Source organism: Agromyces sp. Y558, assembly GCF_059445415.1.
In genome coordinates this window covers 814,254-840,149 of sequence record NZ_JCAIUH010000001.1, presented here as the reverse complement: position 1 = coordinate 840,149, position 25,896 = coordinate 814,254, and the positions used below count along the sequence as shown (strand labels likewise).

At 69.1% G+C, this 25,896-nt stretch carries 20 protein-coding genes; 7 read left to right on the top strand and 13 right to left on the bottom strand.

The genetic code is table 11. The annotated features are described in order from the left end of the window. Nucleotides 1-39 precede the first annotated feature (39 nt). Entirely contained in the window at nucleotides 40-3,201 is a 3,162-nt protein-coding gene (locus tag AC1C2T_RS04000) for an efflux RND transporter permease subunit (RefSeq protein ID WP_495384328.1), read from the bottom strand. 125 nt (nucleotides 3,202-3,326) lie between these two features. On the opposite strand from AC1C2T_RS04000, the gene AC1C2T_RS03995 reads away from it, so the two are divergent. Beyond that, nucleotides 3,327-3,869, top strand: a complete 543-nt coding sequence (locus tag AC1C2T_RS03995) for a MarR family winged helix-turn-helix transcriptional regulator (RefSeq protein WP_495361526.1) — start codon at nucleotides 3,327-3,329, stop codon at nucleotides 3,867-3,869. Between the two features lie 2 nt (nucleotides 3,870-3,871). On the opposite strand, the gene AC1C2T_RS03990 is transcribed toward AC1C2T_RS03995, so the two are convergent. After that, nucleotides 3,872-4,594: a flavin reductase family protein gene (locus AC1C2T_RS03990; RefSeq protein ID WP_495384327.1), complete on the bottom strand. Its 723-nt coding sequence runs from the start codon at nucleotides 4,592-4,594 to the stop codon at nucleotides 3,872-3,874. Between the two features lie 126 nt (nucleotides 4,595-4,720). Then, nucleotides 4,721-6,370, bottom strand: coding sequence for an FAD-dependent monooxygenase (locus tag AC1C2T_RS03985; protein ID WP_495384326.1), 1,650 nt, complete (start codon nucleotides 6,368-6,370; stop codon nucleotides 4,721-4,723). A 60-nt stretch (nucleotides 6,371-6,430) separates the two neighbouring features. Between AC1C2T_RS03985 and AC1C2T_RS03980 the strand changes: the two genes are divergently transcribed. Together AC1C2T_RS03980 and AC1C2T_RS03975 are read left to right on the top strand one after the other, a co-directional pair. Beyond that, complete coding sequence (locus tag AC1C2T_RS03980) at nucleotides 6,431-7,402, top strand: cation diffusion facilitator family transporter (RefSeq protein WP_495384325.1); 972 nt, start codon at nucleotides 6,431-6,433, stop codon at nucleotides 7,400-7,402. A 100-nt stretch (nucleotides 7,403-7,502) separates the two neighbouring features. Then, on the top strand, nucleotides 7,503-8,699 hold the full coding sequence (locus tag AC1C2T_RS03975) for an AI-2E family transporter (protein WP_495384324.1): 1,197 nt from the start codon (nucleotides 7,503-7,505) through the stop codon (nucleotides 8,697-8,699). 116 nt (nucleotides 8,700-8,815) lie between these two features. Here AC1C2T_RS03975 and AC1C2T_RS03970 read toward each other — a convergent pair whose 3' ends face one another. Continuing rightward, on the bottom strand, nucleotides 8,816-9,634 hold the full coding sequence (locus AC1C2T_RS03970; RefSeq protein WP_495361532.1) for a DNA/RNA non-specific endonuclease: 819 nt from the start codon (nucleotides 9,632-9,634) through the stop codon (nucleotides 8,816-8,818). Between the two features lie 49 nt (nucleotides 9,635-9,683). Further along, nucleotides 9,684-10,436: a GAP family protein gene (locus tag AC1C2T_RS03965; RefSeq protein WP_495361533.1), complete on the bottom strand. Its 753-nt coding sequence runs from the start codon at nucleotides 10,434-10,436 to the stop codon at nucleotides 9,684-9,686. Nucleotides 10,437-10,643: 207 nt separating this feature from the next. On the opposite strand from AC1C2T_RS03965, the gene AC1C2T_RS03960 reads away from it, so the two are divergent. After that, nucleotides 10,644-12,530: a cation:proton antiporter gene (locus AC1C2T_RS03960; protein ID WP_495384323.1), complete on the top strand. Its 1,887-nt coding sequence runs from the start codon at nucleotides 10,644-10,646 to the stop codon at nucleotides 12,528-12,530. 78 nt (nucleotides 12,531-12,608) lie between these two features. On the opposite strand, the gene AC1C2T_RS03955 is transcribed toward AC1C2T_RS03960, so the two are convergent. Both AC1C2T_RS03955 and AC1C2T_RS03950 read right to left on the bottom strand, forming a co-directional pair. Then, a complete protein-coding gene (locus AC1C2T_RS03955; RefSeq protein ID WP_495384322.1) occupies nucleotides 12,609-12,749 on the bottom strand; it encodes a hypothetical protein in 141 nt (46 codons plus the stop codon). Then, entirely contained in the window at nucleotides 12,728-14,083 is a 1,356-nt protein-coding gene (locus tag AC1C2T_RS03950; protein ID WP_495384321.1) for an MFS transporter, read from the bottom strand. Before AC1C2T_RS03950 ends, AC1C2T_RS03955 begins: the two co-directional genes overlap by 22 nt. Before the next feature lie 83 nt (nucleotides 14,084-14,166). Between AC1C2T_RS03950 and AC1C2T_RS03945 the strand changes: the two genes are divergently transcribed. After that, nucleotides 14,167-14,646, top strand: coding sequence for a winged helix-turn-helix transcriptional regulator (locus AC1C2T_RS03945; protein WP_495361973.1), 480 nt, complete (start codon nucleotides 14,167-14,169; stop codon nucleotides 14,644-14,646). Nucleotides 14,647-14,673: 27 nt separating this feature from the next. On the opposite strand, the gene AC1C2T_RS03940 is transcribed toward AC1C2T_RS03945, so the two are convergent. The 6 genes from AC1C2T_RS03940 to AC1C2T_RS03915 all read right to left on the bottom strand — a co-directional run bounded on the left by AC1C2T_RS03940 (nucleotide 14,674) and on the right by AC1C2T_RS03915 (nucleotide 22,500). Beyond that, entirely contained in the window at nucleotides 14,674-15,588 is a 915-nt protein-coding gene (locus AC1C2T_RS03940) for an NAD(P)/FAD-dependent oxidoreductase (RefSeq protein WP_495384320.1), read from the bottom strand. Nucleotides 15,589-15,818: 230 nt separating this feature from the next. Next, nucleotides 15,819-16,187 carry a hypothetical protein gene (locus AC1C2T_RS03935; RefSeq protein ID WP_495361537.1) on the bottom strand — a complete coding sequence of 123 codons (369 nt, stop codon included), beginning with the start codon at nucleotides 16,185-16,187 and terminating at the stop codon, nucleotides 15,819-15,821. Between the two features lie 266 nt (nucleotides 16,188-16,453). Beyond that, the gene (locus tag AC1C2T_RS03930) at nucleotides 16,454-20,389 is read right to left on the bottom strand and encodes an SCO7613 C-terminal domain-containing membrane protein (protein ID WP_495384319.1); all 3,936 of its coding nucleotides are present in this window, start codon (nucleotides 20,387-20,389) and stop codon (nucleotides 16,454-16,456) included. 42 nt (nucleotides 20,390-20,431) lie between these two features. Next, complete coding sequence (locus AC1C2T_RS03925) at nucleotides 20,432-21,709, bottom strand: type II toxin-antitoxin system HipA family toxin (protein WP_495384318.1); 1,278 nt, start codon at nucleotides 21,707-21,709, stop codon at nucleotides 20,432-20,434. Beyond that, on the bottom strand, nucleotides 21,706-21,921 hold the full coding sequence (locus tag AC1C2T_RS03920) for a helix-turn-helix domain-containing protein (RefSeq protein WP_495351966.1): 216 nt from the start codon (nucleotides 21,919-21,921) through the stop codon (nucleotides 21,706-21,708). The genes AC1C2T_RS03925 and AC1C2T_RS03920 overlap by 4 nt, the downstream gene beginning before the upstream one ends. Before the next feature lie 108 nt (nucleotides 21,922-22,029). Then, nucleotides 22,030-22,500 (bottom strand): DUF2000 family protein, encoded by a 471-nt coding sequence (locus AC1C2T_RS03915; RefSeq protein WP_495384317.1) that lies wholly within the window; start codon nucleotides 22,498-22,500, stop codon nucleotides 22,030-22,032. A gap of 48 nt (nucleotides 22,501-22,548) precedes the next feature. On the opposite strand from AC1C2T_RS03915, the gene AC1C2T_RS03910 reads away from it, so the two are divergent. Continuing rightward, nucleotides 22,549-23,325, top strand: coding sequence for a helix-turn-helix transcriptional regulator (locus tag AC1C2T_RS03910; protein WP_495361540.1), 777 nt, complete (start codon nucleotides 22,549-22,551; stop codon nucleotides 23,323-23,325). 119 nt (nucleotides 23,326-23,444) lie between these two features. After that, nucleotides 23,445-25,799, top strand: a complete 2,355-nt coding sequence (locus tag AC1C2T_RS03905; RefSeq protein WP_495384316.1) for an arylsulfatase — start codon at nucleotides 23,445-23,447, stop codon at nucleotides 25,797-25,799. Nucleotides 25,800-25,896: the final 97 nt, after the last annotated feature.

The window sequence follows — 25,896 nt, the reverse complement described above, 5'->3', positions numbered from 1 at the left end:
TTTGCCTGAATTCGGGCTCAGGTCACGCCGGGCACAGCGTCAGAGTTGGTCGGACGCCTCGGGCACGGCGGCATCCGGTCGCTCCGCCTCGTGCTCCGCCTCGTGCTTCGTCTCGTGCTTCGCATCACGCTTCGCCTCGCGTCGCTCGCGGCGGCCCTCGATGAGGAGGTACAGCACGGGCACGAGCACGAGGGTCAGCAGCGTCGAGGAGATGAGGCCGCCGATGACGACGATCGCGAGGTCCTGCGAGATGAACCCGCTCGACCCGGTGACGCCGAACGCCATCGGCAGCAGGGCGAAGATCGTCGCGAGCGCGGTCATCAGGATCGGGCGCAGTCGCTGGCGAGCACCGTTGAACACGGCGTCGGCCACCTTCTGACCTTGCGCACGGTACTGGTTCACGAGGTCGATGAGCACGATCGCGTTCGTCACCACGATGCCGATCAGCATGAGCATGCCGATGAGTGCCGAGATGCCGAGGGGGCGGCCGGTCGCGAGCAGCAGGGCGATGGCACCCGTCGCCGCGAACGGGATCGACACGAGGAGGATCAGCGGCTGCCGCAGCGAACGGAACGTCGCCACGAGAAGCATGAAGACGATCGCGATCGCGACGAGCATCGCGAGGCCGAGCTGCTCGAACGACTCCGTCTGGGTCGAGGCGAGGCCGCCGATCTCGGCGGTGACGCCCTGCGGCAGCTCGAGTTCGGCGAGGCTCTCCTGCACCGAAGTCGTCACGGCGCCGAGCTCGCCCTCTTCGGGCGTGATCGAGATGGTCGCGACGAGCTCGCCGGCATCACGGGCGATCGACGTCGGCACGGTGACCTCTTCGACGGTCGCGACCTCCGACAGCGGCACGAAGCCGGCGGGGTTCGCAGCACTCGGCAGCATGACCTGTTCGAGTTCGGCGATGCTCTCGGGCGCCGGTGCGCCGTCGAGGAAGATGCGGTACTCCTCGTCGTCGAGCCCGATCGAGCCGATCGCCTGCGGCGAGAGCGTGCCCGCCACGATGCCGAGCACCTGCATCTCGGTGAGACCCTGCTCGAGCGCGGTGGCGCGGTCGACCGTCACCTGCACGATCGGCTGCGCGGGCGCACGGTCGCTCGCGACCTCGGCCGCGTTCGGCGTGTCTTCGAGGGCAGCGAATACGGCATCGGATGCCTCGGCGAGGTCGCTCTCGTTGGCGGCCTGCACGATCACGTCGACGCTGCCGCCGAAGCCGCCCATCGCGGCCGAATCGGCGAGGGCGATCTCACCGGCATCCTCGATCTCGGCCAGACGCTCCCGCACCTCGTCTTGCAGCGCGGTCTGGTCGACGTCTTTCGACGTGTTCACGATGTACGTGGCGGTGCCGCCCGAACCGCCGAGCATTGACATCATGCCGCCGCCCGAGCCCGCCGTGAGCATGACGTCGTCGACGCCGTCGATGTCGAGCAGCACGTCTTCGACCTGTTCGGCGCCCGCCGACACGGTCTCGAGGTCGCTCCCGGCCGGGAACTCCTGCGTGACCATGATCATGTTCTGACCGGTCGAGCCGAGGAAGTCGACCTTCAGGAGCGGCACCATCGCGAAGGTGATGACGAGCAGCAGCACCGAGGAGACGAGCGTGATCACGGGGTGCTTCTGAGTGCCGCGCAGCACCGGCGCGTAACCGCGCTGCAGCCAGCCCTTGCGCTCCTTCTCTTCGGCGGCGAGGCGGGTCGCCTCGACATCGACGAGGTTCTTCGGCTGGCGGAGGAACCAGTACGAGAGCACCGGCACGATCGTCAGGGCCACGAGGAGCGAAGAGAGCATCGCGATCGTGACGGTGAGGGCGAACGGCGCGAACAGCTCACCGACCATGCCACCGACGAGGGCGATCGGCAGGAATACGGCGACGGTCGTGAGGGTCGACGACGTGATCGCGCCGGCGACCTCCCGCACGGCGCCAAGGATCGCCTGCACCTTCGGCTCGCCATACGCGAGGTGACGCTTGATGTTCTCGATCACGACGATCGAGTCGTCGACGACGCGCCCGATGGCGATCGTGAGCGCACCGAGGGTGAGCATATTGAGGGAGTACCCACCGAGGTTCAGCCCGATGAAGGTCACGAGCACCGAGAGCGGGATGGAGATCGCGGTCACGAGCGTCGATCGCACCGACAGCAGGAAGAGCAGGATGACGACGATCGCGAAGAGGAGGCCGAGCAGGCCCTCGATCGCGAGGTGCTGAATGGACTCCTCGATGAACGGTGCCTGGCTGAACAGCACGGTCAGCTCGATGCCGTCGAGTTCGTCGCCGAGCTCGGCGAGGGCGTCATCGACACCGTGCGACACGGCGACCACGTCGGCATTCTGCGTGGCCGTGATCGACAACGACAGGGCTTCGACGCCGTTGGTGCGGGTGATCGAGGTCTGCGGTTCGGTCACGAGCTCGACGGATGCCACGTCGCCGAGTTCGACGACGGTGCCGGGTGCTGTCGTGCTCGCGAGCGGGATCTCCCGCAACACGTCGAGCGAGTCGATCGGCTCGCCGCCCTGCACGGGAAGCAGCTGACCGTCTTCGGTGATGCTGCCGAGCGGCAGGGTGATGCCGTTGGCTTCGAGCGCCTCGGAGATCGCCATCGGCGAGATGCCCTGCTCTGCGAGCGCGGCCTGGTCGGGGGTGATCACGACACGCTCGGTCTCAGCACCCGAGACCGTGGCGGCGCGCACGCCGTCGACGGATTCGAGGCGCGGCACTACGACGTCGTCGAGGGTTGCGGAGAGCTCGCTCAGCGAGACATCCGTCGCCCCAGCGGTCAGGAACATGATGGGCAGGGATGAGGTGCTGCCCGAGAGCACCTCGGGTGCCGCGTCTTCAGGGAGCGTTGCACCGAGCCCGTCGATCGCGTCGGTGAGCGATGCGGTGAATTCCTTGGCGTCGGTGCCGTAGGCATAGGCCACCGAAACCGTGGACATGCCGCTCGAGGAGGTCGCGATGACCGATTCGACGTCGTCGAGGTTCGTCAGGGCCTTCGAGATCGGCACACTGACCTGTTCGTCCATGACCTCGGGGCTCGCGCCGGGCAGTACGGTGACGATCGCGGTCTGCGGCAGCTCGATCGACGGGATGAGCTCTTGCTTCAGCTGCGTCATCGAGAAGACGCCGAAACCGGCGATCACGAGTGTCACGAGGGCGACGAGCGCTCGATTGGCGAGGCTGAAACGCGCGAGTCTGAACATGGCCGTCCTGGGGGTCGAGTGAGCTGGAGTCGGGAACGCATCTGCTTCGTGCGACACGAAGCTTCGTGTCAGGCTACGTTTCCGTTCCTGTGCCGCGGCTGGGAACGTGCCGGTACGGTGGTCGGGTGGAGAGCTTCGATGTCGATGCCGCCGACCGCGGCGCGCTGCTTGACGAACTCCTCCGCATGCAGGCGGCCATGGAGACCACCGTGGTGCCCGATATCGTCGAGCCGTTGCTCTCCATCCGCCTCACGATGCAGCAGCTCAAGGTGCTCGGCATCATCATGACGAACCCCGACGGCAGCACCGTGCAGGGCCTCTCGAAGGCCCTCGGCGTCTCGCTTGCGACCATGTCGGGCATCGTCGACCGGTTGACCGGTCACGACATGGCCACTCGCGTCGACGACCCCAGTGACCATCGGATACGTCGAGTGCTCGCCACCGCGAAGGGGCGCGAGCTCATGCAGGAGCTGCTCGCCGCCCGCCCCCAGCTCAGCCGTCCGCCGCTCGAACGACTCGATGTCGAAGACCTCCGCGCACTCACCCGGGGCATCGGCGCGTTGCTGCGAGTGATGGAGGCCGAGGCGGCAGCGGCCGAATCGGCGGCCTCAGGCGACGCAAAGGCTGACAGCGCCGCCCCTGAGCCTGAGCCCGGCCCCAAGCGCTGACTTCAACCTCGGTACCACTCCTCGTCGATCGTCGCGAGGCGCGAAGGCCGCACCTCGTCGCCGAATCCGAAGAACCGCTGGAAGCTCATCATGAGCGGTCGCCAGCGCTCGGGGTCGATGCGGTTGGCATGGCCCGGTGCGCGAACACCCACGTGCACGTGCACGCGCACGATGTCGACTTCCACGGCCAGCAGGGCGGCAGACGCGAGGTCGGAACTGCCGAGCAGCGGATGCACCGCGGTGACCCTCCCCTCGAGGTGCACCGGGCATTCGAGCACACGAGGCGGGGCGACGACCTCGGCGGCGATCTGGTGCGCACCGGCCTCGGTGAACTTGTCGCGCACATGCCGGTAGCCGACGCTCGCCTTGCGCTCAGAAACCGGGTCACGTCCGGTCGTGAGCGCGAGCCTGTCGACGACGTCGACCTCGGCGACGGAAGGCAGGTTGATCACGACCTCCCGTGTTGCGACGAGGTTGCGCCCGGTCTGCGATCGGGCCGCGATGCCGAGCACCGCCGTGTGGCCGAGCCACCACACGGATGAGATCGGCGCGAGGTTCGCGTGGCCGGTCTCGTCGACCGTGGTGAGGAGCGCGACCGGGGTGCCGAAGTACAGGATCGCGGGGTCGATCGCAGCGTGGGCACCGGCGAGTGCGTCGGCGCCTGGTCGGCCGACCCTTGGGCTGGCGTCGGCGGTGCGCGGGTCGGTCTCGGTGAAGGTGGTCATGTCCTGCTCTCGTCATCGTCTGACTCGAGCATCGCGCGTCGGCGGCGCCGGATCCGGCGTGAATCGGACGTCGCGTCGGCGAGGTCTCCTCAGTCACCCTCCGAGATACGCGTTGACCGGCGCCCCTCACGCGCCGGCGAGGCGCGCCCGAGCGGCGTCGAGCGCACTGCCCGTACCCGGCGAGAGCACCTCTGCGACGACGAACCCGTCGCGGCGCACGAGGTAGACGCGGTCGCGGCGGAGCCGCCGGTCACGCGGCCCGCTCGTGTGGCGCGCGAAGACGTGCGCCTCGACCCCGAGCTCGGCGGCAATGCGGCGCACCGCACGCTCGGGAACGCCGTAGCCATGCACCTGCCATTGCATCGAGCGCAGCGCGGCGAAGTTGTCGCCGGTCCACGGCAAGCGCACACCGACAACGCCGTCGCGTCGCGTGCCAGCGGCATCCGGCACCGCGTAGCGGATGCGGGTCTGCGAGACGTAGCCGAACACCCGGCGTCCACCGATGAGGCGCGGCAGCAGCCGGACGACCAGCGGTCCGATGAGCGGCACGATGCGCCCGCGCACGAACTGCGCGAGCGGCGTCGACGACGTGACCACGCCGAACGCCCGGTCGGTCGTCGCGACGAGCACCTTGCCGACGGGCCGCCGCTCGGCCTCGTACCGGTCGAGCCGCGCGTCGGGCATGCCGCCCACCACCACGTCGGCGAGCGCGCACGCGAGATTGTGCGCCTCCTGCAGTCCGGTGTTCATTCCCTGTGCGCCGATCGGCGAGTGGATGTGCGCGGCATCGCCCACGATGAAGCACGGCCCCTCCCGGAAGCGCGCGGCGAGTCGGTGGTGCAACCGGTAGGTCGTGAACCATGCGGATGCCTCGTACCGCACGCCGAACTCCCGATCGACCAGCGCCCGCACGAGCGACTCCGACAGTTCGCCGTGCTCGTCTCGGTCGCGATCACGCACGACCCCGAGCAGGCGGGCGCGGCCCGGCCCCATCGGGAAGCCGAGCAGGAAGTGCTCGGCCGTGATGCGCACGTTGATCCCCCCGTCGACGAGACCGGTGACGCCTGAGGCATCCGCGACGTAGAAGGTGTGCTCGTTCGTCACCCCCTCGAAGGGGATGCCGAGCGTGTCGCGCACCACTGAGTGCGCCCCGTCGGCGCCCACGCAGTAGCGGGCGCGCACGGTCACCGCGCCCGTCGGCCCGGCGAGCGTCGCGGTGACCCCCGCTGCGAGCGTATCGAGACCCGCCGCTGAGATGCGTTGTTCGGGTACTGCTGGTCGAGTAGCGAGCGCAGCGAGCGTATCGAGACCCGCCCCGGAGACCTCGAGCCGTTCGAGTCGGTGGCCCCAGCGCACCTCGCGCCCGAGATCGGCGAGCGCATCGACGAGCAGCCGTTCGTTGCGGCTCTGCTCGAACACCGTGATCTCGCGGTACGGCGTGACGCCGGCGCCGAACGCTCGCAACGGCAACCGCCCGAACGGCCGGTGCCCCCGGCCGGCGCCCGGCACGACGAAGGTCGCCGAAGAGCGCTCTGCGAGCACGCGGTCGACGAGGCCGAGCTGGTCGTACAGCTCCATCGATCGCGCCTGCACTCCGAGCGCACGGGACTCCCGGGTCGGGCCGACCTTGCCATCGACGACGACCGTATCGACGCCGAGCTTCGCGAGGCACACCGCGAGCATGAGCCCGCTCGGCCCGGCCCCGACGACGAGCACATCGGTGTCGAGGCGCCCAGCGGATGCCTCGGCGACGGCTGACTCGGCGGCCTCCCCCATGTTCCAACTGTCGCACTCGGCCGCGTCGAATGCCAGACTCGAACTGGGGAGGGGGAACGCGTGAGCAAGAAGAAGGAAACCGACGCAGCGGGCGAGAGCCTCTTCACCGTGCTCATCGCCCTCGTCGTGAACGCGCTCATCGCGACCGCGAAGTCGTTCGCCGCAGTGATCACGGGCTCTGCGTCGATGGTCGCCGAGGCAGCGCACTCCTGGGCCGACACCGGCAACGAGGTGCTGCTCGTCATCGCCGAGCGCCGCTCGGGAAAGCCCGCCGATGCGCGGCATCCGCTCGGCTACGGCAAGGACGCGTACATCTGGTCGATGTTCGCGGCATTCGGACTGTTCACCGCGGGATCCGTGGTCTCGATCCAGCACGGCATCACCGAACTCTTCGATCCGGAACCGGCGAAGGACTTCGGCATCGCGTACGTGGTGCTCGCCATCTCGTTCGTACTCGAGGGCATCTCCTTCGTGCGCGCGTTCCGGCAGGCGCGCACCGCCGCGCGCACCCGCAGCCTGAACACCCTCGAACACGTCGTGCGAAGCTCCAATCCGACGCTCAGGGCGGTCTTCGCCGAGGACTCCTCGGCGCTCATCGGCCTCGTGCTGGCGTTCCTCGGCGTCATGTTGAACCAGGTCACCGGCTCGCCGGTGTACGACGCGCTCGGGTCGATCTGCATCGGCGTGCTGCTCGGTGTGGTCGCGGTGGTGCTCATCGCCCGCAACCGCGCGTTCCTGCTCGGCGAGGCGGTCGACGATGAAACCCGCGACACCGTGCTGGCCGAGCTGCTCGCGCGGCCCGAGATCGATCGGGTCACGTTCCTGCACATCGAGTACACCGGCCCGGGCATGGTGTTCCTCATCGCCGCCGTCGACCTGGCGGGCGATCGAGCCGAAGAGGATGTCGCGGTCGAACTGCGCCGCATCGAAGACGAGCTGGAGCGGCATCCGCATGTCGGCCGGGCCCTGCTCACCCTCGCCGACCCCGGGAGCGCCTCGCTCTCGCCGGTCGCGACCACGCCGCCCCGCTGAGACGCGCGCGACGGATTCTCGAAGAGATCCGCCCGAACGTGAGCCCCGCTCGCTATCGTGGGGGCAGGCGCGGCCGTGCGGCTCGCGGATCGGAGTCCCCATGCGGTGGAACAAGAGACGATCTGGGCCCGAGGCGGCGTCGAGCAACGGCCCCGACGAGACCGTCGCCGCGCTGCAAGCGCGCGGCGGTGAGCACCGCAACGAGTTCATCCTGATGGGTCTCGGCGGGGCCGCCCTCGCCGCGTTCGGCATCGCCGGCATCGCCGGCATCGTCGCGCCTGTGTTCCTCGCACTCGTGTTGACGATCTGCGTGCACCCGCTGCGGGTCACGCTCGAGAAGCGTGGGGTGCCTCGCGGACTCGCGACGGGCTCGGTCATCGCCGCCGTCACCGTGCTGCTCGTGGCCTTCGGATACGCGATCCTCGTCGCCTTCGGACAGTTCGCAACGTTGCTGCCCCAGTTCGCCGACGAGATCAAGGCGTGGGGAGCCGATCTCGCCGCGTGGCTCGGCTCGCTCGGTATCGGCACCGAGGGGGTCGATGCCCTGTTCGCCAGCTTCGACCCGTCGGCGCTCATCGCCTTCCTCGGCGGCGTCGTCGGCGGTGTCGCCGGTTGGGTGTCGGGCCTCGTCGTCATCTTCACGATGCTGATCCTCATGGCGTCGGATGCCGGCTACCTGCCGACCCTCTTGCGACAACTGCAGCCACACCGCCCGCTGCTCGTGACCGCGCTCACGAGCTATGGGTCGAACGTGCGCCGCTATATGGTCGTCACCACCGTGCTCGGCCTCGCCCAGGGCTTCGTCAATTGGCTCGCCCTCATCATCATCGGGGTGCCCGGTGCGTTCATCTGGGGCCTGCTCGCGTTCCTCTGCAGCTTCATTCCGAACATCGGCTACTTCATCGCCATCATTCCGCCGATCATCTTCGGCGCACTGGTCGGCGGCTGGCCCATGGTCATCGCCGTGATCGTCGTCTACGGCCTCGTCAACGCCGTGATCCAGTCGATCATCCAGCCGAAGGTGGTCGGCAATGCAGTCGCGCTCAGCCAGACCATCACGTTCTTCTCGGTGCTCTTCTGGGCGGTGATCATCGGACCGATCGGAGCGATCCTCGCGATCCCGCTCACGTTGCTGGTTCGCATGGTGCTCGTCGACGCGAATCCGAATTCCTTCTGGATCCGCCCGCTGCTCGGCGACCTCGACGAGGCGAAGGAGTCCATGGCCGAGACGGATGCCGCGACGAAGGCCGCACGCAAGGCGAAACACGCGGGCGCCACCTCCCCGCTGGTCGAGTAGCGCCCGCGCCCCTCCCGCTGGTCGAGTAGCGCCCGACGAAGGAGGACGCGGATCGAGACCTCCCGAGCAAGGTCTCGATACGCTCGCTCTGCTCACTACTCGACCGACGATTCCCGTCAGAGCCAGATGTCGTCGGATGCCTCGAGCCGCCTCCACCCTGCGGCAGCGATCGTGCGCGGCAGCACGTCGGCGGCGATGAGCTCGGGCATGACGAGACCGGTCAGCCCAGCGACATCCGACACCGGCACCTGGAAGGTGCGGAACGGGCCGAGCGGTGGGGCCTCGCCCGGTGCGAGCGCCGCGACCTCAGTCGCGCCGACGAGCGGCCCCTGGTCGACGACGAATGCCGTCGTCGCGAGTTCGCCGCCCGAGTTCCACGCGACGACCTTCCAGAACCGCAGGGGCACTCGGATGCCGCGATACGGCGGATCGCCCGCGGCGAGCACCGGCGCGGTGAAGACGCTGAGCTTCAGGCCGTGAGCCTCGGCGTGCTCGAGCACGTGGTCTTCGAGGCCGAGCCAGAGCTCTTTCGACTGGTTGAAACCCGAAGCCTGCGGCGCCGCATTCGGGTAGCGGAATGTCTCGGCATTCGCGCGTGCCGCGACCTCTGGTGAGCCCCACACCGGGTCGCGCCGACGCACGAGGTGCCCGCGATCGAAGTCGTTGCGGGCGTAGATCTCGGGCCCGGCCTGCCAGTCGGCGGGAATGCGCTCGTCGAGCTGCCAGTCGTCAGCGCGTGGGAGGTCGAGGAGCGAAGCTCCGTCGACATTGACGCCGGTGACCATGGCGAGACGCCGTGCGGTGTCGAGCACGACCGTGAAGTGCAGGTAGTCGAGCTCGACGACCGCGACGGGATCGACGGGCGCCGAGGCATCTGCTTCGCCGACTCGCGGCAGAGCCGCTTCCACACCCAGGAACCGCGCGTCGAAACCCATACCCCGAGTCGACCACGACCCGCTGACACGGCGCGAGACGGACACGGCGCTAGAAGATCGAGTTGAACAGCCCGAGCTCCACCGCCGCCGCCCGGAACAGGAGGAACCCGATGATGCCGACGATCCAGCCCGTCGCCTCGGCGGCGTTCTTCTCCATCCACGCGCCGAACCGCGCGAGGGGCCGCTCCATCGCCCGAGCGGCGACGAGCCGCAGCACGAGCAGCACGATGGCCGGCAGCACCATCACGATGCAGTAGCCGGCGAGCAGCAGCAGCCGAGCACCGGCGTCGTACTCCGATGTCGTCAACAGACCGATGCCGACGAGATACGGAAGCATCGACGCGACCTCGACGGCGGCCGCCGCGACGGCGAGCCCCATGAGCGGCAGCATGCTTCCGGCCTCATCGCCGACATCCGTGACCGCGCGCTCACGCCACCGCGCGAATCGGCCGGGGCCGGACCGCTTGCGTTTTCCGCCGATGAAGAAGGAGCCGACGAGCATGGCGGCGCCGAGCACGAGCTGCACCCAGAGGAACGCGGGGGTCGCCGAGAGCTCCATGAGCTGCGGCAGTACCGTCGCGGCGATGGTGAGCAGCACCACACCGACCACGAGGTAGAAGCCGGCGACCGTCGCGAGGTACAGGAGGATGCGGCCCGGCCGCAGCTTGCCTGGCGCGAGCAGCAGCCAGGTCGGGATGAGCAGGGTGCCGAAGCTCGTCGAATCGACGAGTGCCAGCAGCGCGAGTGCGCCGAGGAGGGCGGGGCCGGTGAGGGCGGCTCCGCTCAGAAGGTCGAGGTCCACCCGTCAAGACTGGCGGATGTCGCGGCCCCGCGAATCCGCCGCGCGATGGATCTCGGCCCGTCGCCCATGTTCGGCAGCATTCTGCCGATATCTCTTGCAGGCATCCTCGTGTGCTGCGGTCATGGGCAGATCGGCAGAATCCGACGGCATCCGCTCGCCTGACGCACCGTGCGCGATGGCCGCCGCCGATGACGAGAGAATGCTTCTATGGATCTGCTCCTCGTGGGGGTACTCGCGCTGCTCGCCATCGCTGCGGCAACGGCCATCGCACCGAAGCTCGGCGTGGCCGCGCCGCTGCTGCTCGTGCTCGTCGGGCTCGGCGTGGGGCTGCTGCCGGGCGCGCCGTCGATCGAGATCGACCCCGAATGGATCATCGCGGGTGTGCTGCCCCCGCTCCTCTACTCTGCGGCGGTCTCGATGCCGGCGATGGAGTTCCGGCGCGACTTCGGTGCGATCAGCGGACTCTCGGTCGTGCTCGTGGTCGTCACGGCCGTGTTGCTTGGGCTGCTGTTCGCGTGGCTGATCCCCGGCCTCGGCATCGCCTGGGGCATCGCGCTCGGGGCGATCGTCAGCCCCACCGATGCGGTCGCGACGTCGATCGTGAAGCGACTGGGAGTCTCGCCACGGGCCGTGGCGATGCTCGAGGGGGAGAGCCTGCTCAACGACGCGAGCGCGCTCGTGCTGCTGCGGGCCGCGATCGCGGGCGCTGCGGCATCCGTCTCGCTCTGGAGCGTCGCAGGGTCGTTCGTGTACTCGATCCTCGTCGCCGCGGTCATCGGCGTCGCCGTCGGCTGGGTCAATCTGCGGGTGCGAGCGCGCATCCCGAACCCGACGGTCAACACGGTGATCTCGTTCACGATGCCGTTCCTCGCGGCGATCCCGGCCGAGCACCTCGGCGCATCGGGCCTCGTCGCCGCCGTGGTCGCGGGGCTGATCACCGGACGCGGGGCGGCACGCCACCTCAGTCCGCAGCATCGACTGTCTGACGCCCAGAACTGGCGCACGATCGAGCTCGTGCTCGAGGGCGCGGTGTTCCTCGTGATGGGGCTCGAGCTCACGGCGATCGTCGCCGACGTCGAAGAGGCGCACGCGGGCGTCTGGTCCGCGATCGGTCTCGCGGCGCTCGCACTGGTGTGCACGGTGCTGATCCGCGTCGCCTACGTCGCGCCACTGCTCGCCGGCCTCGAACGCCGAGCGCGCAGGGGCGCCTCGATCAAGGACGTCCTCGCCGATCGAGCGGCCGGCGGAACGGCGACCTTCGGCGGTGCCCCTGCCCGCGGAGATCGGAGCCGCGAGCGGGGCCGCGCCTCCATCGGGACGAAGCAACTGGAGCATCGGGCCTCACCGGAGGAACGACGACGCGGCCCCGTGCCCTCGGCCGCGACCGTCGAGCGCTTCCGAACGATCTGGCGGCGCCGCGTCGCCGACATCGACTACTTCCTCGCCCAGCCGCTCGGCTGGCGCGAGGGCACGATCGTGGTCTGGGCCGGAATGCGCGGCGTCGTGACGCTCGCCGCTGCGCAGACGCTGCCAGCCGAGACCCCGAGCCGCTCGCTGCTCGTGTTCATCGCGTTCCTCGTCGCCGTCGGCTCGCTACTCGTGCAGGGCGGTACCCTGCCGTGGCTCGTGCGCCGGCTCATACCGGCACGAGATCCCGACGAGAGCGTCGCTGAGCGGCGCGAACTGCAGCAGATGATGCGGTCTGCCGCGATGGCCGAGATCGCCGACGCGGACGACCCGGCGCTGCGCTCACTCGCGGAGCGGATGCGCGCAGCCTGGCAGGTGTCGCACGACGAGGGCGCGAGCGAAACGGATGCCACGGGCGAGCCGGATGCCGCGATCGACGTGGATGCCACGAGCGATGCGGATGCCACGAGCGAGCCGAGTGAACCGGCGAACGCCTCGCCCGGGGCATCCAACCGCCGTATCGACCCCGAGCTCGTGCGCGTGATGCGATTGCGCATGATCGAGGCGGAGCGCACAGCGCTGCTCGATGCACGCGACGATGGCACGTTCAGTGCCGCCGTGCTCAGCGCCGCACTCGAAGATCTCGACGCCGAGCAGATCAGCGTCGAGCTGAAAGAGGGCGCCTGACACGAGCGCCGCGACCGTCGACGCGTGCGGGCATTCGCACGGTCGACGGCCCGCTCAGTCGCCTTCTCGGCGACGTCGTCACCGGACGCTCACTCCTGCGGCGTCCTCGGCAGACTCGGGCGTCTCCCCCGCGTCGTCGGTGGCCGTGACGGATGCCGCACGCCGACGCAACCCGAACGCCATGATCACCGCGGCGATCAGCACGGCACCGAGTGGCACGAGGAACGCCAGACGGTAGGCCTCGAGTTTGCTCGCCGGGTCGCTGTCGAGGGCGGTGAGCGTGATGAGGCTCGCGACGATCGAGAGGCCGAGCGCCGACCCGAACTGGAACATCGTGTAGAGCAATCCGCTCGCGAGCCCCTGCTCCCTTCGGCGATCCCGTCGGTCGCGGCGATCGTGAGCGGTCCGTACACGAGGGAGAAGGCGAGGCCGAGCACGAACACCGCGGGGAACATGGCCAAGTAGGTCCACTCCGGCCCGAGCGGCAGGATCAGCGCGTAGGCGACCACTGCGAGGAGCAGCCCCACGACGATCACCCGATCGTTGCCGAACCGGTTGACGAGTTTCGGGGTGAGGGTCGGCGAGAGCACGGTGTCGATCGCGATCACGATGAGCAGCAGGCTCGTCTGGATCGGCGTCCATCCGAGCAGCTCCTGCAGGAAGAGCACGAGCACGAACTGGAATCCCGAGTATGCGCCCGAGAACAGGAGCGCGGAGGTGTTCGCGCGGAGCAGGGCACCGGACCGGAGGATGCCGAGCCGCACGAGCGGGCTCTTCGCACGACGCTCGATGGCGACGAATGCGCTGAACAGCGCGATGACGAGCGCCACACCGCCGAGCGTCCACGGCGGGCCGACGTGCGGAGCGCGTTCGATCGTGAACACGAGGAGCATGATCGCGCTCGTGACGGTGAGAGCGCCGAAGACGTCAAGCTGGCCGCGCGACACGGGTCGTTCTGCCTTCGGAATGAACACGATCGAACCAACCAGGATGAGCGTGGCGAGGATGACGGGGACGAAGAACACCCAGCGCCAGTCGATCGCGCTGAGCAGCCCGCCGATCACCAGCCCGAGCGAGAACCCGCCCGCTGCCGTGCCCGAGTAGATGAGCAGGGCCCGGTTGCGCAGGGGCCCTTCCTCGAACGACGTCGTGATGATCGAGAGGCCGGCCGGCGTCATGAACGCCGCCGTCACGCCGGTGACGAATCGAGCGAGGATCAGGAGCCAACCGTCGGCGGCGATTCCCCCGAGTCCGGAGAAGACGATGAAGAACGCCAGAGCGATGAGGAAGACCCGGCGCCGACCGAACAGGTCCGCGACGCGACCGCCGAGCAGCATGAACCCGCCGTAACCCAGCACGTACGCGCTCATCACCCATTGCAGTTCGCCTGTGGAGAGGCCCAGGTCGGCACGGATCGCCGGGAGCGCGACAGTCAGCATGCCGATGTCAGCACCCTCGAGGAAGATCGCGCCGCAGAGCACGAGGAGTGCACCCCAGCCCTTGGCCCCGAGACCCGTCGGCGGGTCGGTCGGTGTCGCCGAGCGTGCATTCACAGACATCCTTCGGGGTTCCCTTCACCAGACGAATCATGGTTACTTCTTGTAACTAGGCCCATCTTGAGTCACTATTGGGAACTGTGGAAGACGGCACTTTTAACTCATCCGGTTACTGCAGGGATACCGACCCCGATGACGCGCACCAGTGGGACACCCGCGAAGACTGCGACGTGCGGCAGATCCTCGATCGGGTCGCCGACAAATGGTCGCTCCTGACGATCGCGCTCCTCGAACGACGTTCGCTGCGATTCATGGAGCTTCGTCGTGCGATCGACGGGGTGAGCCAGCGCATGCTCACCCAGACGCTCAGGCACCTCGAGCGCGACGGCATCGTGAAACGCACCGTGTGGGCGACGGTGCCACCTCGTGTCGACTACGAGCTGACTCCACTCGGCGCGACGCTGTACGGCACGATCAAGCTCCTGGTGGACTGGACCGAACTGAATCAGGGCGAGATCGCCGAGGCACGCAACCGTTACGACGCACAGCACGCGGAAGAGGGCCGGCTCGCTGAAGCGGGGCGCCCTGCTGAACCTCAGGTGCTCGTCAACGCCCGGTGACGAGCTCGCCGGCCCGGTTCGCCGCGTTCAGCCGCCGGCGATGTCCTCAGCAGTGAGATCGGCGTTGATGGCTCCGGCGATCAGCGACCCCGCTCCGAGCGACACCGAGACGTTCGAGCGTGGATCGACCACGTTGCCCACGGCCCAGACATGCTCGACACTCGTGCGGCCATCGGGGTCGACCACGACCCAGGAGCCGTCGGCGTCGTCGCGACTTCGCGCGCCCAAATTGTGCAGCAGCTGGTCTCGCGGGTGCAGCGTGGTTGCGGTGAAGATCGTGTCGACCGGCACCGACCTGCCGTCGCGCAGCTCGACGGCATCGAGCCGGCCGGCGTTCGAGCGAACAGCTTGTACCCGCCCGGGCTCGATCCGAATGTCGCGCAGCTCGAGCGCCTGCCGCGCTTCTGCCGAGGGCTCTCCGAGGTCGTTCGGGAAGTAGACGATCCGGTCCGACCATTGGCGCAACTGGTGCGCCTGGACGATCCCCTTGGGTCCGGTTGCGACGACGCCGATCGTGTGGTCGCGACGTTCCCACCCGTCGCAATAGGGGCACACGACGACACCGCGACCCCACTGCTCGCGCAAGCCGGGAATGTCAGGGAGCCCGTCTCGGAGCCCGGTGGCGACGATCAGCCGCCGTGCTGTCACGACCTCTGAAGGGCCGTCGACCTCGATGCCGCCACGGCCTGCGCGAGCGGTCTCGACTCGCCCATCGACGACAACGCCGCCGTACTGCTCGACCTCGCCGCGACCCAGCTCGAGCAGCCGCGTCGGCGGCAGCCCGTCATGGCCGAGCACGCCGTGCATGTGCTGGGCGACGCCGTTTCTCGGGTCGCCCGCATCGAACACGATCACGCGCCGGCGCGCCCGCGTCAATGAGAGTGCGGCGCTCAGCCCGGCCGGACCGCCGCCAACCACCGCAACGTCGAACAGATCAGGCATTCTGCGTTCCTCACGATCGGCGCTGTGGCCCCGGGTTCCCGGTTCCATCGTGCTGACAACGATCATCCGCCGCAAGCGGACGACAGGATGCGGCGTGAAGCCCTCAGCGCACGCGAAGGGTCGCGAGGATGGCGGAGATCCGGTGCTTGACAACTCCGCCGGGTCGCGAGCTCGTCGGGGATGCCAGTCGGCCTCGATGCAATCGGCACCGCCTCGAGGCGCCGGCTGAGCTACGTGAAGAGCCCCGCCGCCCACAGCAGGCAGAGCGCCCCTGCGGCGATGAAGACGATCCACGACGGATGCCGCCCGCGGCTGTAGACCAGCGGCAGCAGGCTGCACGCGAGCAGGGTCCAGCCGATCGCGGCGACGACGGTGGACGCCGTCGTGCCGATCGCGAACAACAGGAGCACGACGGCGATGCCGAGTGCGAGCATCGACGTCACGTGCCAGGCGAAACGGATCGTGCCGAGCGGGAACCCGACACCGCGAAGCTGCGGAAGCTCGGCCTGCCGGTACAGCGGGCCGACGATGTACACCTCGCCGAGGATCGAGTGGGCGATGCCGAGCACCGTCATCAGGGCCGCAGCGACGAAGAGCATGTGCTGACGCTACCGACAACAGCGGGCACCGCGACGATTCCGGGCTGACCGGCGCGAGAATACCCGCTTCGCAGCTCCTCGCCAGTGGTCACGCACTGGTGCCGTCACAACGCAGCCCGAGCCGCGACCTTCTGCCGCGACCCTTTGTCGCGACCTTTCCCGCGACCCTTTGCCGCAACGCGACGCTTTCAAATCGCCGTCACGCCGCAAAGGGTCGCGGCAGCACGTGCCGAGCAATGTCGGAATGCCGGGCCCCGATCACGGGCCTATTCGAGTTCGCGTAGCCGCGCAGCGACGCCACCGCCCTGGTTGGTTCGACGCTCCGATCCGACCGCGATCGCGAGCAGCACCGCACCGGCCGTCGCGAGCGTGATCCACCACGGCATCGCCCCGACCGCACGGTCGACCTGCGCCGAGAACACCACGATGTTCTCGATCGGCAGCACCGCGAGCCCGAGCAGGAACGGCGCCGCGAGCTTGCGCGACGAGCCCACGAGGATCGCGACGAGCGCGAGCGCGATCACGAGGATCGGCCGGTACAGCTGCGGGTCGGTGCCGGTTGCGAGCACCGACGGCAGGAAGGTGAGCACGATGCCCGGTGCGAGGAGGCGCCAGCTGCCGCGGAATCCGATCGGCCATGAATTGAGCGACGGATACACCGGCGCCGCCGCCCCCGCGGCCACCCCGGCCACTGCCCCCGCCGCGGCCCCCGCCGCTCCCGCCGCCGCCGGCCGCATCGCGATGATGCCCGCCGCGAGCACCGCGAGCCCGAGCGGCAGCGAGTACACCTCGACGCGCAGATCACGTTCGCTCCACCCCGTGACGCCGGTGACCCACGCGAGCGCGTACGTGAACCAGAACGGCGGCAGCACCGGGCGCGCTCGTCTCGCAAGCGCGACCGTGATGAGCGCGAGGGCCAACAGAAGCGCCATGAGCACCCAGAGCGTCCAGATCGCGAACCACTCGCGCCGGATCGCCGTGATCGGCCCCGCGACGAGGAAGACCAGGGCCGGCGCGAAAAGCCACCTCGTGCCGAGCAGCCAGAGGTCGAGTCTCGTACCCACCGGCGCAGGCGCGGTCGCAGTCGCGATGGTCGCCGAGGCCGCCGCATTCATTGCGCCGTCGTGCAGCACCCAAACCGTCGCGACCGCGAGCACCACACCTGCGAGGGTCAGCCCGAGCACCGGCAGCATCACGAGGTCGGGGGCGGCGAGCGGCAGCACGTCGCGTTCGAGACCCCACCGCACCGCCTGGATCGGAGCGGCCGCCGCCGCAAGCAGCGCGCCCGCGAGCACGGGGGCCCGAAGCATCCGTGCACTCGCCGCACCGGCCGGTCGAGTCAGCAACCAGCCCGCCACGAGCAGCACGACGGATGCCGCGAGCAGCGCCGCCGTGCGCCACGCGAACGCCCCGTCGGCCGAACCCCACGCGCCGAGCAGCACGAGCGACGGCACGAGTGCGCAGGCGAGGCCGCTCGTGAACAGGGCCGCCCCTGCACGCCCGCGAGCGACGAGGACCGCCCCCACGATCACGGCGGCGAGGGCTGGCGGCAGCGTGTACGGCTCGACCAGCTCGACTCCGAGCATCGCCCACACGCACCAGAGAGCGCCGGTCCAGCTCGCCGACGCGAGCCACCAGCCATAGGGCCGACCGGCGACGATGCGCGTCGCCGCGAAGCCGAGGCCGAGCACGACGAGCACGGCCATCGCCGTACCGAGCCCGGCGGCGTCGCGCACGAGCGCGAGCAGCACCGCGATCGCCGCGGTGACGAGTGAGGAGATCTCGATCCACAGTCGCACGGATGCCGCGGCGACGGCGTCTCGGCCACGGCTCACGAGTGCCGTCTCGATGGTCTTCGTCGCAGGCAGCACGACCGCGACGATCGCCGCGATGACCGGCAGCACCACCGGGGAGCCGCTCACTTCGAGGAACTCCGAGCCGAGGCACACTGCGACCACCGCGAGCGAGGGCACGAGGATCGCCGCGGCGGCCGAGCGCACGAACCGGTTGAGGCCGGGCCGCCGGGTGAGCACGAGCGAGAGCGCGAGCAGGAACGTCACGCCCGTCGAGAGTGCCGTCCAACCGTTCGGCTCCCGCAGCACCGTGGCGACCCCGATGAGGAAGGGCACAGCGGTCACGATGAGGATCGCGTACCAGGAGCGGGCGTCGACGCGGCGCACGAGCGTCGCGGCGAGGGCGCAGAGCGCGGCGGCCGTCGTCGTGAGGCAGAGCACGGCGATCGTCATGACACCGAGGCGGTCGAGGCCCGTCGCGAAGATCACGAGCGCGTACGCGTACGCTGCGGCCACGTGCAGCACGCGCACGCCGGCCGCGAGCGGGCGGGCGATCATGAGACTCGCCGCCACAACGACGATGCCGACCGGAACGGTGATGGCCGGCTCGATCCAGCTGATGAACGCCGCGCCGATCAGGGCGACGTGGGCGAGTGCGATGAACGGGGCGCGCACGCTCGGGCGCGCACCAGTGAACCTCGACACGGGCAGAAGCACTGCGGCGGTCGCGAGCACTGCGATCGCGATGCCGACGCCGGCGCCCGCGAGCGGCGGGAATGCCGGCCATCCGACGAAGGCTGCGGTACCGACCGCACCGATCCACAGGGAGAGCACGAGCATGCCGACGGGGAATCCAGCACGGTACTCCGGCGGCTCGGATCGTCGTGCCGCAGCGGCGAGCGCGGCGACCCCGAGCGCGGCGACGAGGAGTCCGAGCACGCCTGCGAGCACGGCGTCGGCTGGCAGCCCGAAGTCGGCGACGACCGCCTCACCGCGCTCGCTGTTCGCTCCTCGGAGCGGCGCGAGGCCGGTGCCGACGAACGCCAGTGCGACCGACCCGAACGTGGTCAGCGCCACCGATCCGGCGGGCAGCGCGGCACCGAGCCCGATGGTCAACGTGCCGGCCTGCAGGGCGCGAGCTCGCACCGTGCCGCCGCGGATCACGAGCCAGACGAGTCCGGATGCCGCGACGGCGAGTGCACCCGTGAGCGGCATGAGCGTCGTCAACCACACCGGCTGCAGGTTCTGCGGGGCGAGCGGCAGCATGACGAGCGCGGCCGTGCCGAGTGCACCCGCTGCGAAGCTCCAGAATCGCGGCATGCCGTTCCGTGTCGCGACGGTGGCGAGCACCGCGAGCGCCGCGAGCAGCGCCACGCGACCGATGACGCCCGACTGCGGGGACGCGGCGGGGAGGAGCACGAGCTGCACGAGCACCATCACGGTCGCGAGCAGTTGCACGACGGTGAGGGTCACCCGGTCGGCGTGCAGTGCGCTGCCGAAGCGGGGTGCCGCGAGCTGCACGAGCCACTGCGACCCCAGCGCCACCGCGACCACGCCGACGTGTCCCCAAGCCGCGCCCCACCCGCCGACGGCGTAACCGAGGAAGGCCGGAACGACCGCGAGACCGAGGAGTGCGGTCCACCACCAACTGCGGATGCGTGCGCGCCACGCGACCGCGAGCATCGCGGTCGCAGCGATGAAGGTGCCGAGCCCGGCGAACGCCCACGGGCTGATCGCGGCGGGTGCGAGCTCTGAGAACGCCCACACGTCGAGAGCGAGGAAGACCATGCCGAGCGCGCCGATCGCCTCGGCCGAGAACTGCACGCCCCGCCGGCGGAGCATCCAGGCTCCCGCGAGGAACAGCGCGGTCACGACGGCGATGACCGTGGTGCGCATCGCGAATCCGACGTCGGGGTTCAGGAAGGTGAAGACGATCGCGGCGACCGCGAAGAGGCCGGCCCCGGCCACGGCGAGCACGGATTGCACGCTCAGCTGCGAGGTCGAGGCCGGCGCCGCGGCATCCGTTCGCAGAAGTGCGGGCTCACGGTCGTCGGTCACGCCCGGCGCGCCGGAAGCGTTCGGCGCATCGGATGCCGCGGCCCCTGCGTGCCCGGCGACCGGCGCAGATCGTTGCAGGCCGACCGTCGACCGGGCCGCCCTGGCAGCCGCCCGCACCGCCGCGGCCGTGGCCGGCGAGACGGTCGGCAACGCCGCGATGAGTCGCTGCCGCTCGAGCACCGCATCGGCGGCGCGTTGCGAAGCAGCCCACAGCTGCGCCCCTTCGGCACCGCGGAGGTCGGCCTTGCACGACGGGCAGATCGGGCTGTCTCGCAGCTCTTCGTCGCACCGTGGACAGATCGTCGAGGCGAGCAGATAGCGGGCCGCCTGCTCATTCCATGCGCTCACCATTGGCGAAGTCTATTCACGCCGGATGCCGATGCACCCGCGTCTTCAGTTGATCCACCCGCGGGTTTCCGTGTGCCGAGCGACGGCTGAGGCGATGCGCTCGCCGACAGCGCGCTCGCTCGGGGACCCGATCGTCGACGCCGCCGTCGCGTATGCCTCCGCGAGTCCTGCGCGAATGTCTCGGGCGCGCGTCTCGGCCTCGTCCGCCGGAATGCGGAGCTTGCGTGCGATGCCCACGAAATTGCGAATGCCGATCGCGTCGAGACGATATTCGTCACCGACCTTCATTGCCGAAGCCAGCGGGCGAGACGACGGATAGGCGAGGTGCGTTCCGAGGTCGTAGAGCGGGGCGAGCGTCGCGGTCTCCGCCCGCAGCAGGATGGAGTAGTTCTTGGCATGCGCGTCGGTGTTGGCAGCGGAGACGTTGAACACCATCGCGTCGAAGAGCTGGCGCTGGCTGTTACGTCGCTGCTCGAGGTCGGGAAAGGTGTCGATGAGCTGTGCCATCTGCACGAAGCCCGGGCCACCGTCGGCTTGGTACTTGCGAGCCGGGCTCACCGAGAGCGCCTGGCAGAAGTCTTCTTGGTGGTGACGGACCCAGATGCCGCGCTCGACCGCACGGTCATAGCGTGCAGACACGAAGACCCGATCGCCGCGGGTTGTCGTGTAGAGCTCGGCGTCGGCGACGTCGAGACCGAGTTGCGCCGCCGCCCTCATCGTGACGTACTCGTTCACATCGTGTTCGATGAACGGTGCGACCGCGGGCTTGAGGATATGGGTCGTCGGCGTCGCATCGGCCGGCACACCCCAGCTTCCATCGGCAGATCGAAAGAGTGCCGTCTTCGGTTGGGCACCGGGCAGACTCCAGCGCCCGGTCGTGTCGCGAGAGCCCCATGTGTCGGCGTGGGCGACGAGGTCGGCGATGACCTCGGCGACTTCGTCTTCAGAGAGTGGGTCGATTGCCGTTCGATGACCGGATGCATCGGTCGACTCGCTGCCGTCTGGAAGGATCTGCACGGCACCGGCGACGTCGCGGCCGACGTACGTCAGTAGCCCGAACGGATTTGCTGCCGAGGTGTGGAATTCGCGCGCCAGCTCATCGAGCCGTCCCGGGCTGTCGGGGAGCAGTCCCTGGAGGAATGGAAGTACTGCGCGCGACGGGTGCGTCGCGCGCGAAACCGGCATCGACATCGACAGCGGTGTCGCGTCGAGGCGAGCCCGGTACGACTCGTCATAGGTGAAGGTGACGGCCCCTGCCGTGGTCTGTTGCAGTTCACCGATGTACGTGCCGTCGAGGAAGACGTTCAACGATCGCATGCTCATCGTTCGTTCTCTTGAAGGTCGACCGAAAGCTCGAGCACGCCGAGCACGTCGAAGACGCGATCCAACCGAACGCTCGGCTTGCCGCCTTCGAAACGAACCACCCACTCGCGGGTGACGCCAGCGCGCTCGGCGAGGGCTTGTTGCGACCAATCCAACGCCTCACGACGGGTTCGCACAGCACCACCGAGTTCACGTACAGATCTGATTCGCATCGCGGCCTCCTTGGTGCGCGTTCGCGCACAACACCAAGTGTGCCCGATCGCGCACAGAAACGGAAGTGCACGATCGCGCACAGAACGCAGCGGGTTCGTGATGGGTTTCTAGTCGTGCAGTCGAGCACCCTTGACGATGCGATCGACGACGTTGCGCGGCCCGCGCAGGCCGATACCGACGAGATCGAGGTCATCGGCGGCGACCGCGGCGACGGCAGCCCGGTTGGCGTCGTCGTGCCCGGTCGAGAAGAGCTCCCGGGTGTACACCGCGAGCGACACTCCGCGAGCGGCGGCCTTCGACCGGGCCGCCAGGAGCAGTTCGGCCGTCGCCGTCATCACGAACACGGGCTGCCGCAGCATCGGCAGGTACTCGGTTCCGTCGCGATCGCGATACGGCTCCCCAGTGAGATCCTGGCCGCTGGTTGCGATTCCGCTCATCAGGAACGCGGTCACGTTCAGCTCCTGCCACGGTGCCAGGTCGTCGCGCAGCACGACGACGACCTTCGTGTCGAAGCGGGGCGGGGCGGCGAGTTCAGGTGAGGCATCCACAAGAGGTGAGGTATCTGCAATGGTTGGCATGCTCCCAGTCTCCGCGTGGCGCACAGCGGGGTCTTGTACGTTTCTTGCATGGTCGACTCGGTGCACGCCTGGCACCCCGAGGTGCCGTCGGTGCGGGAGGTGCTGCACGCGATGTTCGACCACCACGCCTATCCCGCGCACACGCACGACGACTGGACCGTGCTCCTGATCGACGACGGCGCCGTCGCCTACGACCTCGACCGTGCAGCACACCACGCGACGCCGGCATCGATCACGCTCCTGCCTCCGGGCGTGCCGCACGACGGGCGCTCGGCGATCGACGGCGAGGGGTTCCGCAAACGCGTGGCGTACCTCGATTCCGAGTGGCTGCCTGCGAGTGCACCGGATGCCGCGGCGACACGCCCCACGCTCGCCTCTCCCGACTCGATCGCCGCCGTTCGACGCATCCACGCGGCGCTCCACTCCCCCGCAGACGTCATGGCCGCCGAGCACTGGGTGCTGGTGTTCCGGGAGCAGGTGCTCGCCCACCTCGGCTCCCCGATGCAGCCCGTTCGAGATGCACCACTGGCGCGACGCCTGCGTGAACTGCTCGATGAACGCCTCTTCGAGACGTTCACGATCGCCGAGGCCGCCCGGCTGCTCGGCGCGCATCCGAGTCACCTCGTGCGCGTCTTCTCCCAGACCTACGGCATCGCCCCGCACCGGTACGTGACCGGCCGTCGGGTCGACCGAGCCCGGCGGCTCCTGCTCGAAGGGCATCGACCCGCCGTAGCCGCGGTGCACGCCGGCTTTCACGATCAAGCCCATCTCACGCGGCACTTCCGACGAATCCTCGGTACGACCCCCGGCGCTTTCGCGGCATAGCTTCGGCGCAGGCCGGTACTCGAGGCTGCCCGCGGTCCTCGAGCCGCTACGCCCCACGAGTGCCCACTGCGATGATCGAGAGGAGCGACGCGTCGTCGCTCGGTTGAGGGGGATCATCCATGAACGACGTCCGACCGGGAACCGTGCTTCCCGTACCCGACCGCGCCTACCAGGGTCCGGTCCCGTACGACGCGAAGGAACTCGACGAGAAGTTCCCGCCCATCGAGCTCGCGCGGCCGCCGGCCCAAGCGCCGAACGTGCTCGTGATCCTGCTCGATGACGTCGGGTTCGGTGCCTCGAGCGCGTTCGGCGGGCCGATCCACACGCCGACGGCTGAGCGTCTCGCCGGCGAGGGCCTGCGTTACTCACGATTCCACACGACAGCGCTCTGCTCGCCGACACGTGCCGCCCTGCTCTCGGGCCGCAACCACCACGCCGTCGGCATGGGGCACATCACCGAGACGGCGACGCCGTCGCCGGGCTACCGTTCGACGCGGCCGAACACGGCCGTGCCGCTGCCCGAGATCCTCCGCCAGAGCGGCTACAACACCGCACAGTTCGGCAAGTGTCACGAGGTGCCGGTGTGGGAGACGGGCCCCACCGGCCCGTTCGACCACTGGCCGGCGCAGAGCGGCTTCGAACGCTTCTACGGCTTCATCGGCGGCGAGACCAACCAGTACACGCCCGCGCTCATCGACGGCACCACCATCATCGAACCGCCGCACGACCCCGACTACCACCTGATGCCCGACCTCGCCGACAAGGCGATCGACTACGTACGCCAGCAGCAGAGCCTGACGCCCGACAAGCCGTTCTTCGTGTACTTCGCGCCCGGGGCGACGCACGCCCCACATCACGTGCCGAAGGACTGGATCGCCAAGTACGAGGGCAGGTTCGACCACGGCTGGGACGCCCAGCGCGAGCAGACCTTCGCCCGCCAGAAGGAGCTCGGCGTCATCGCCGCCGACTCCGAGCTGACCGCACGCCCCGATGGCCTGCTCGCGTGGGACGACGTGCCCGACGAGCAGAAGCCGGTGCTCGCCCGCCAGATGGAGGTCTACGCGGCCTTCCTCGAGTACGCCGACCACCACACCGGCCGCCTCATCGAAGCGCTCGAAGAGCTCGACATCCTCGAAGACACGCTCATCTACTACATCATCGGCGACAACGGGGCCTCGGCCGAGGGCGGCATCAACGGCGCCTACATGCTGACGACCGCCTCCAACGGCGGCGGCCAGTTCGAGACCGTCGACTTCTGGAAGGAGCACCTCGACAAGGTCGGCGGACCCGAGGCGTACAACCACTACTCGGTCGCGTGGGCGCACGCGATGTGCACCCCCTATCAGTGGACCAAGCAGGTGGCCTCGCACTACGGCGGCACTCGCAACGGCACGATCGTGCACTGGCCGAACCGCATCGCCGCGAAGGGCGAGGTGCGCGAGCAGTGGCACCACGTCATCGACCTCGCGCCGACCGTGCTCGACGTCGCCGGGCTCGCTGAGCCGCACACCGTGAACGGTGTCACGCAGGAGCCCATGCACGGCGTTTCGATGGCCTACAGCTTCGACGACGCATCCGCCGACGAACGCCACACGACGCAGTACTTCGAACTCATGGGCAACCGCGGCATCTACCACCGCGGCTGGACCGCCGTCACGAAGCATCGCACCCCGTGGGACGTCGTCTCGAAGGCACCCGACTTCTCGCTCGAGGTGTGGGAGCTCTACGACACGACGACCGACTGGACGCAGGCGAAGAACCTCGCCGCGGAGCAGCCCGAGAAGCTCGCCGAGCTGCAGCGACTCTTCCTGATCGAAGCGGCGCGTCACAACGTGTTCCCGATGGACGATCGAGCAGCCGAGCGCATGAACCCTGAGATCGCCGGTCGCCCGACACTCGTGAAGGGCGGCCGCCTGCGCCTCTACCCCGGCATGGTGCGCCTCGGCGAGAACGTCGCGATCAATGTGAAGAACCGCTCGTTCTCGGTCACCTCCGAAGTGGTCGCGCCCGACGACGGTTCGCTCGAGGGCGTGATCGTCGCGCAGGGCGGTCGCACCGGCGGCTGGTCGTTCTTCACCGAAGACGGCAAGCTCGGCTTCCACTACAACTACTGCGGCCTGCAGCGATCGACGACCCTGTCGGATGCCCCGATCGGCACCGGCTCTCATCAGCTGCGGGTCGAGTTCGCCTACGACGGCGGCGGCATCGGCAAGGGCGGCGACGTGTCGCTCTTCATCGACGGCAAGGCGGCAGGCACGGGCCGCGTCGAGTACACCCACGCGCTCTACTTCTCGTTCGACGAGGGCCTCGACACCGGGTGCGACACGGGCATGCCAGCGTACGAGGGCTACAAGGTCTGGGGCGGCCCGTTCAGCGGCACGCTCGAGTGGGCCGAGGTCGCGCTCGGGGGCGACGACCACAATCACCTCGTCGACCCCGACGAGCAACTGCAGGCGGCGTTGCGTCACCAGTAGTCATCCGTGCGTTCGCGCGCCGTCTCGCACATGAAAGCGGCGCGCGACGCAGGAATCCTGACGCATTTTCGCGGTTCAGCCGTCGTATGTGAAACTC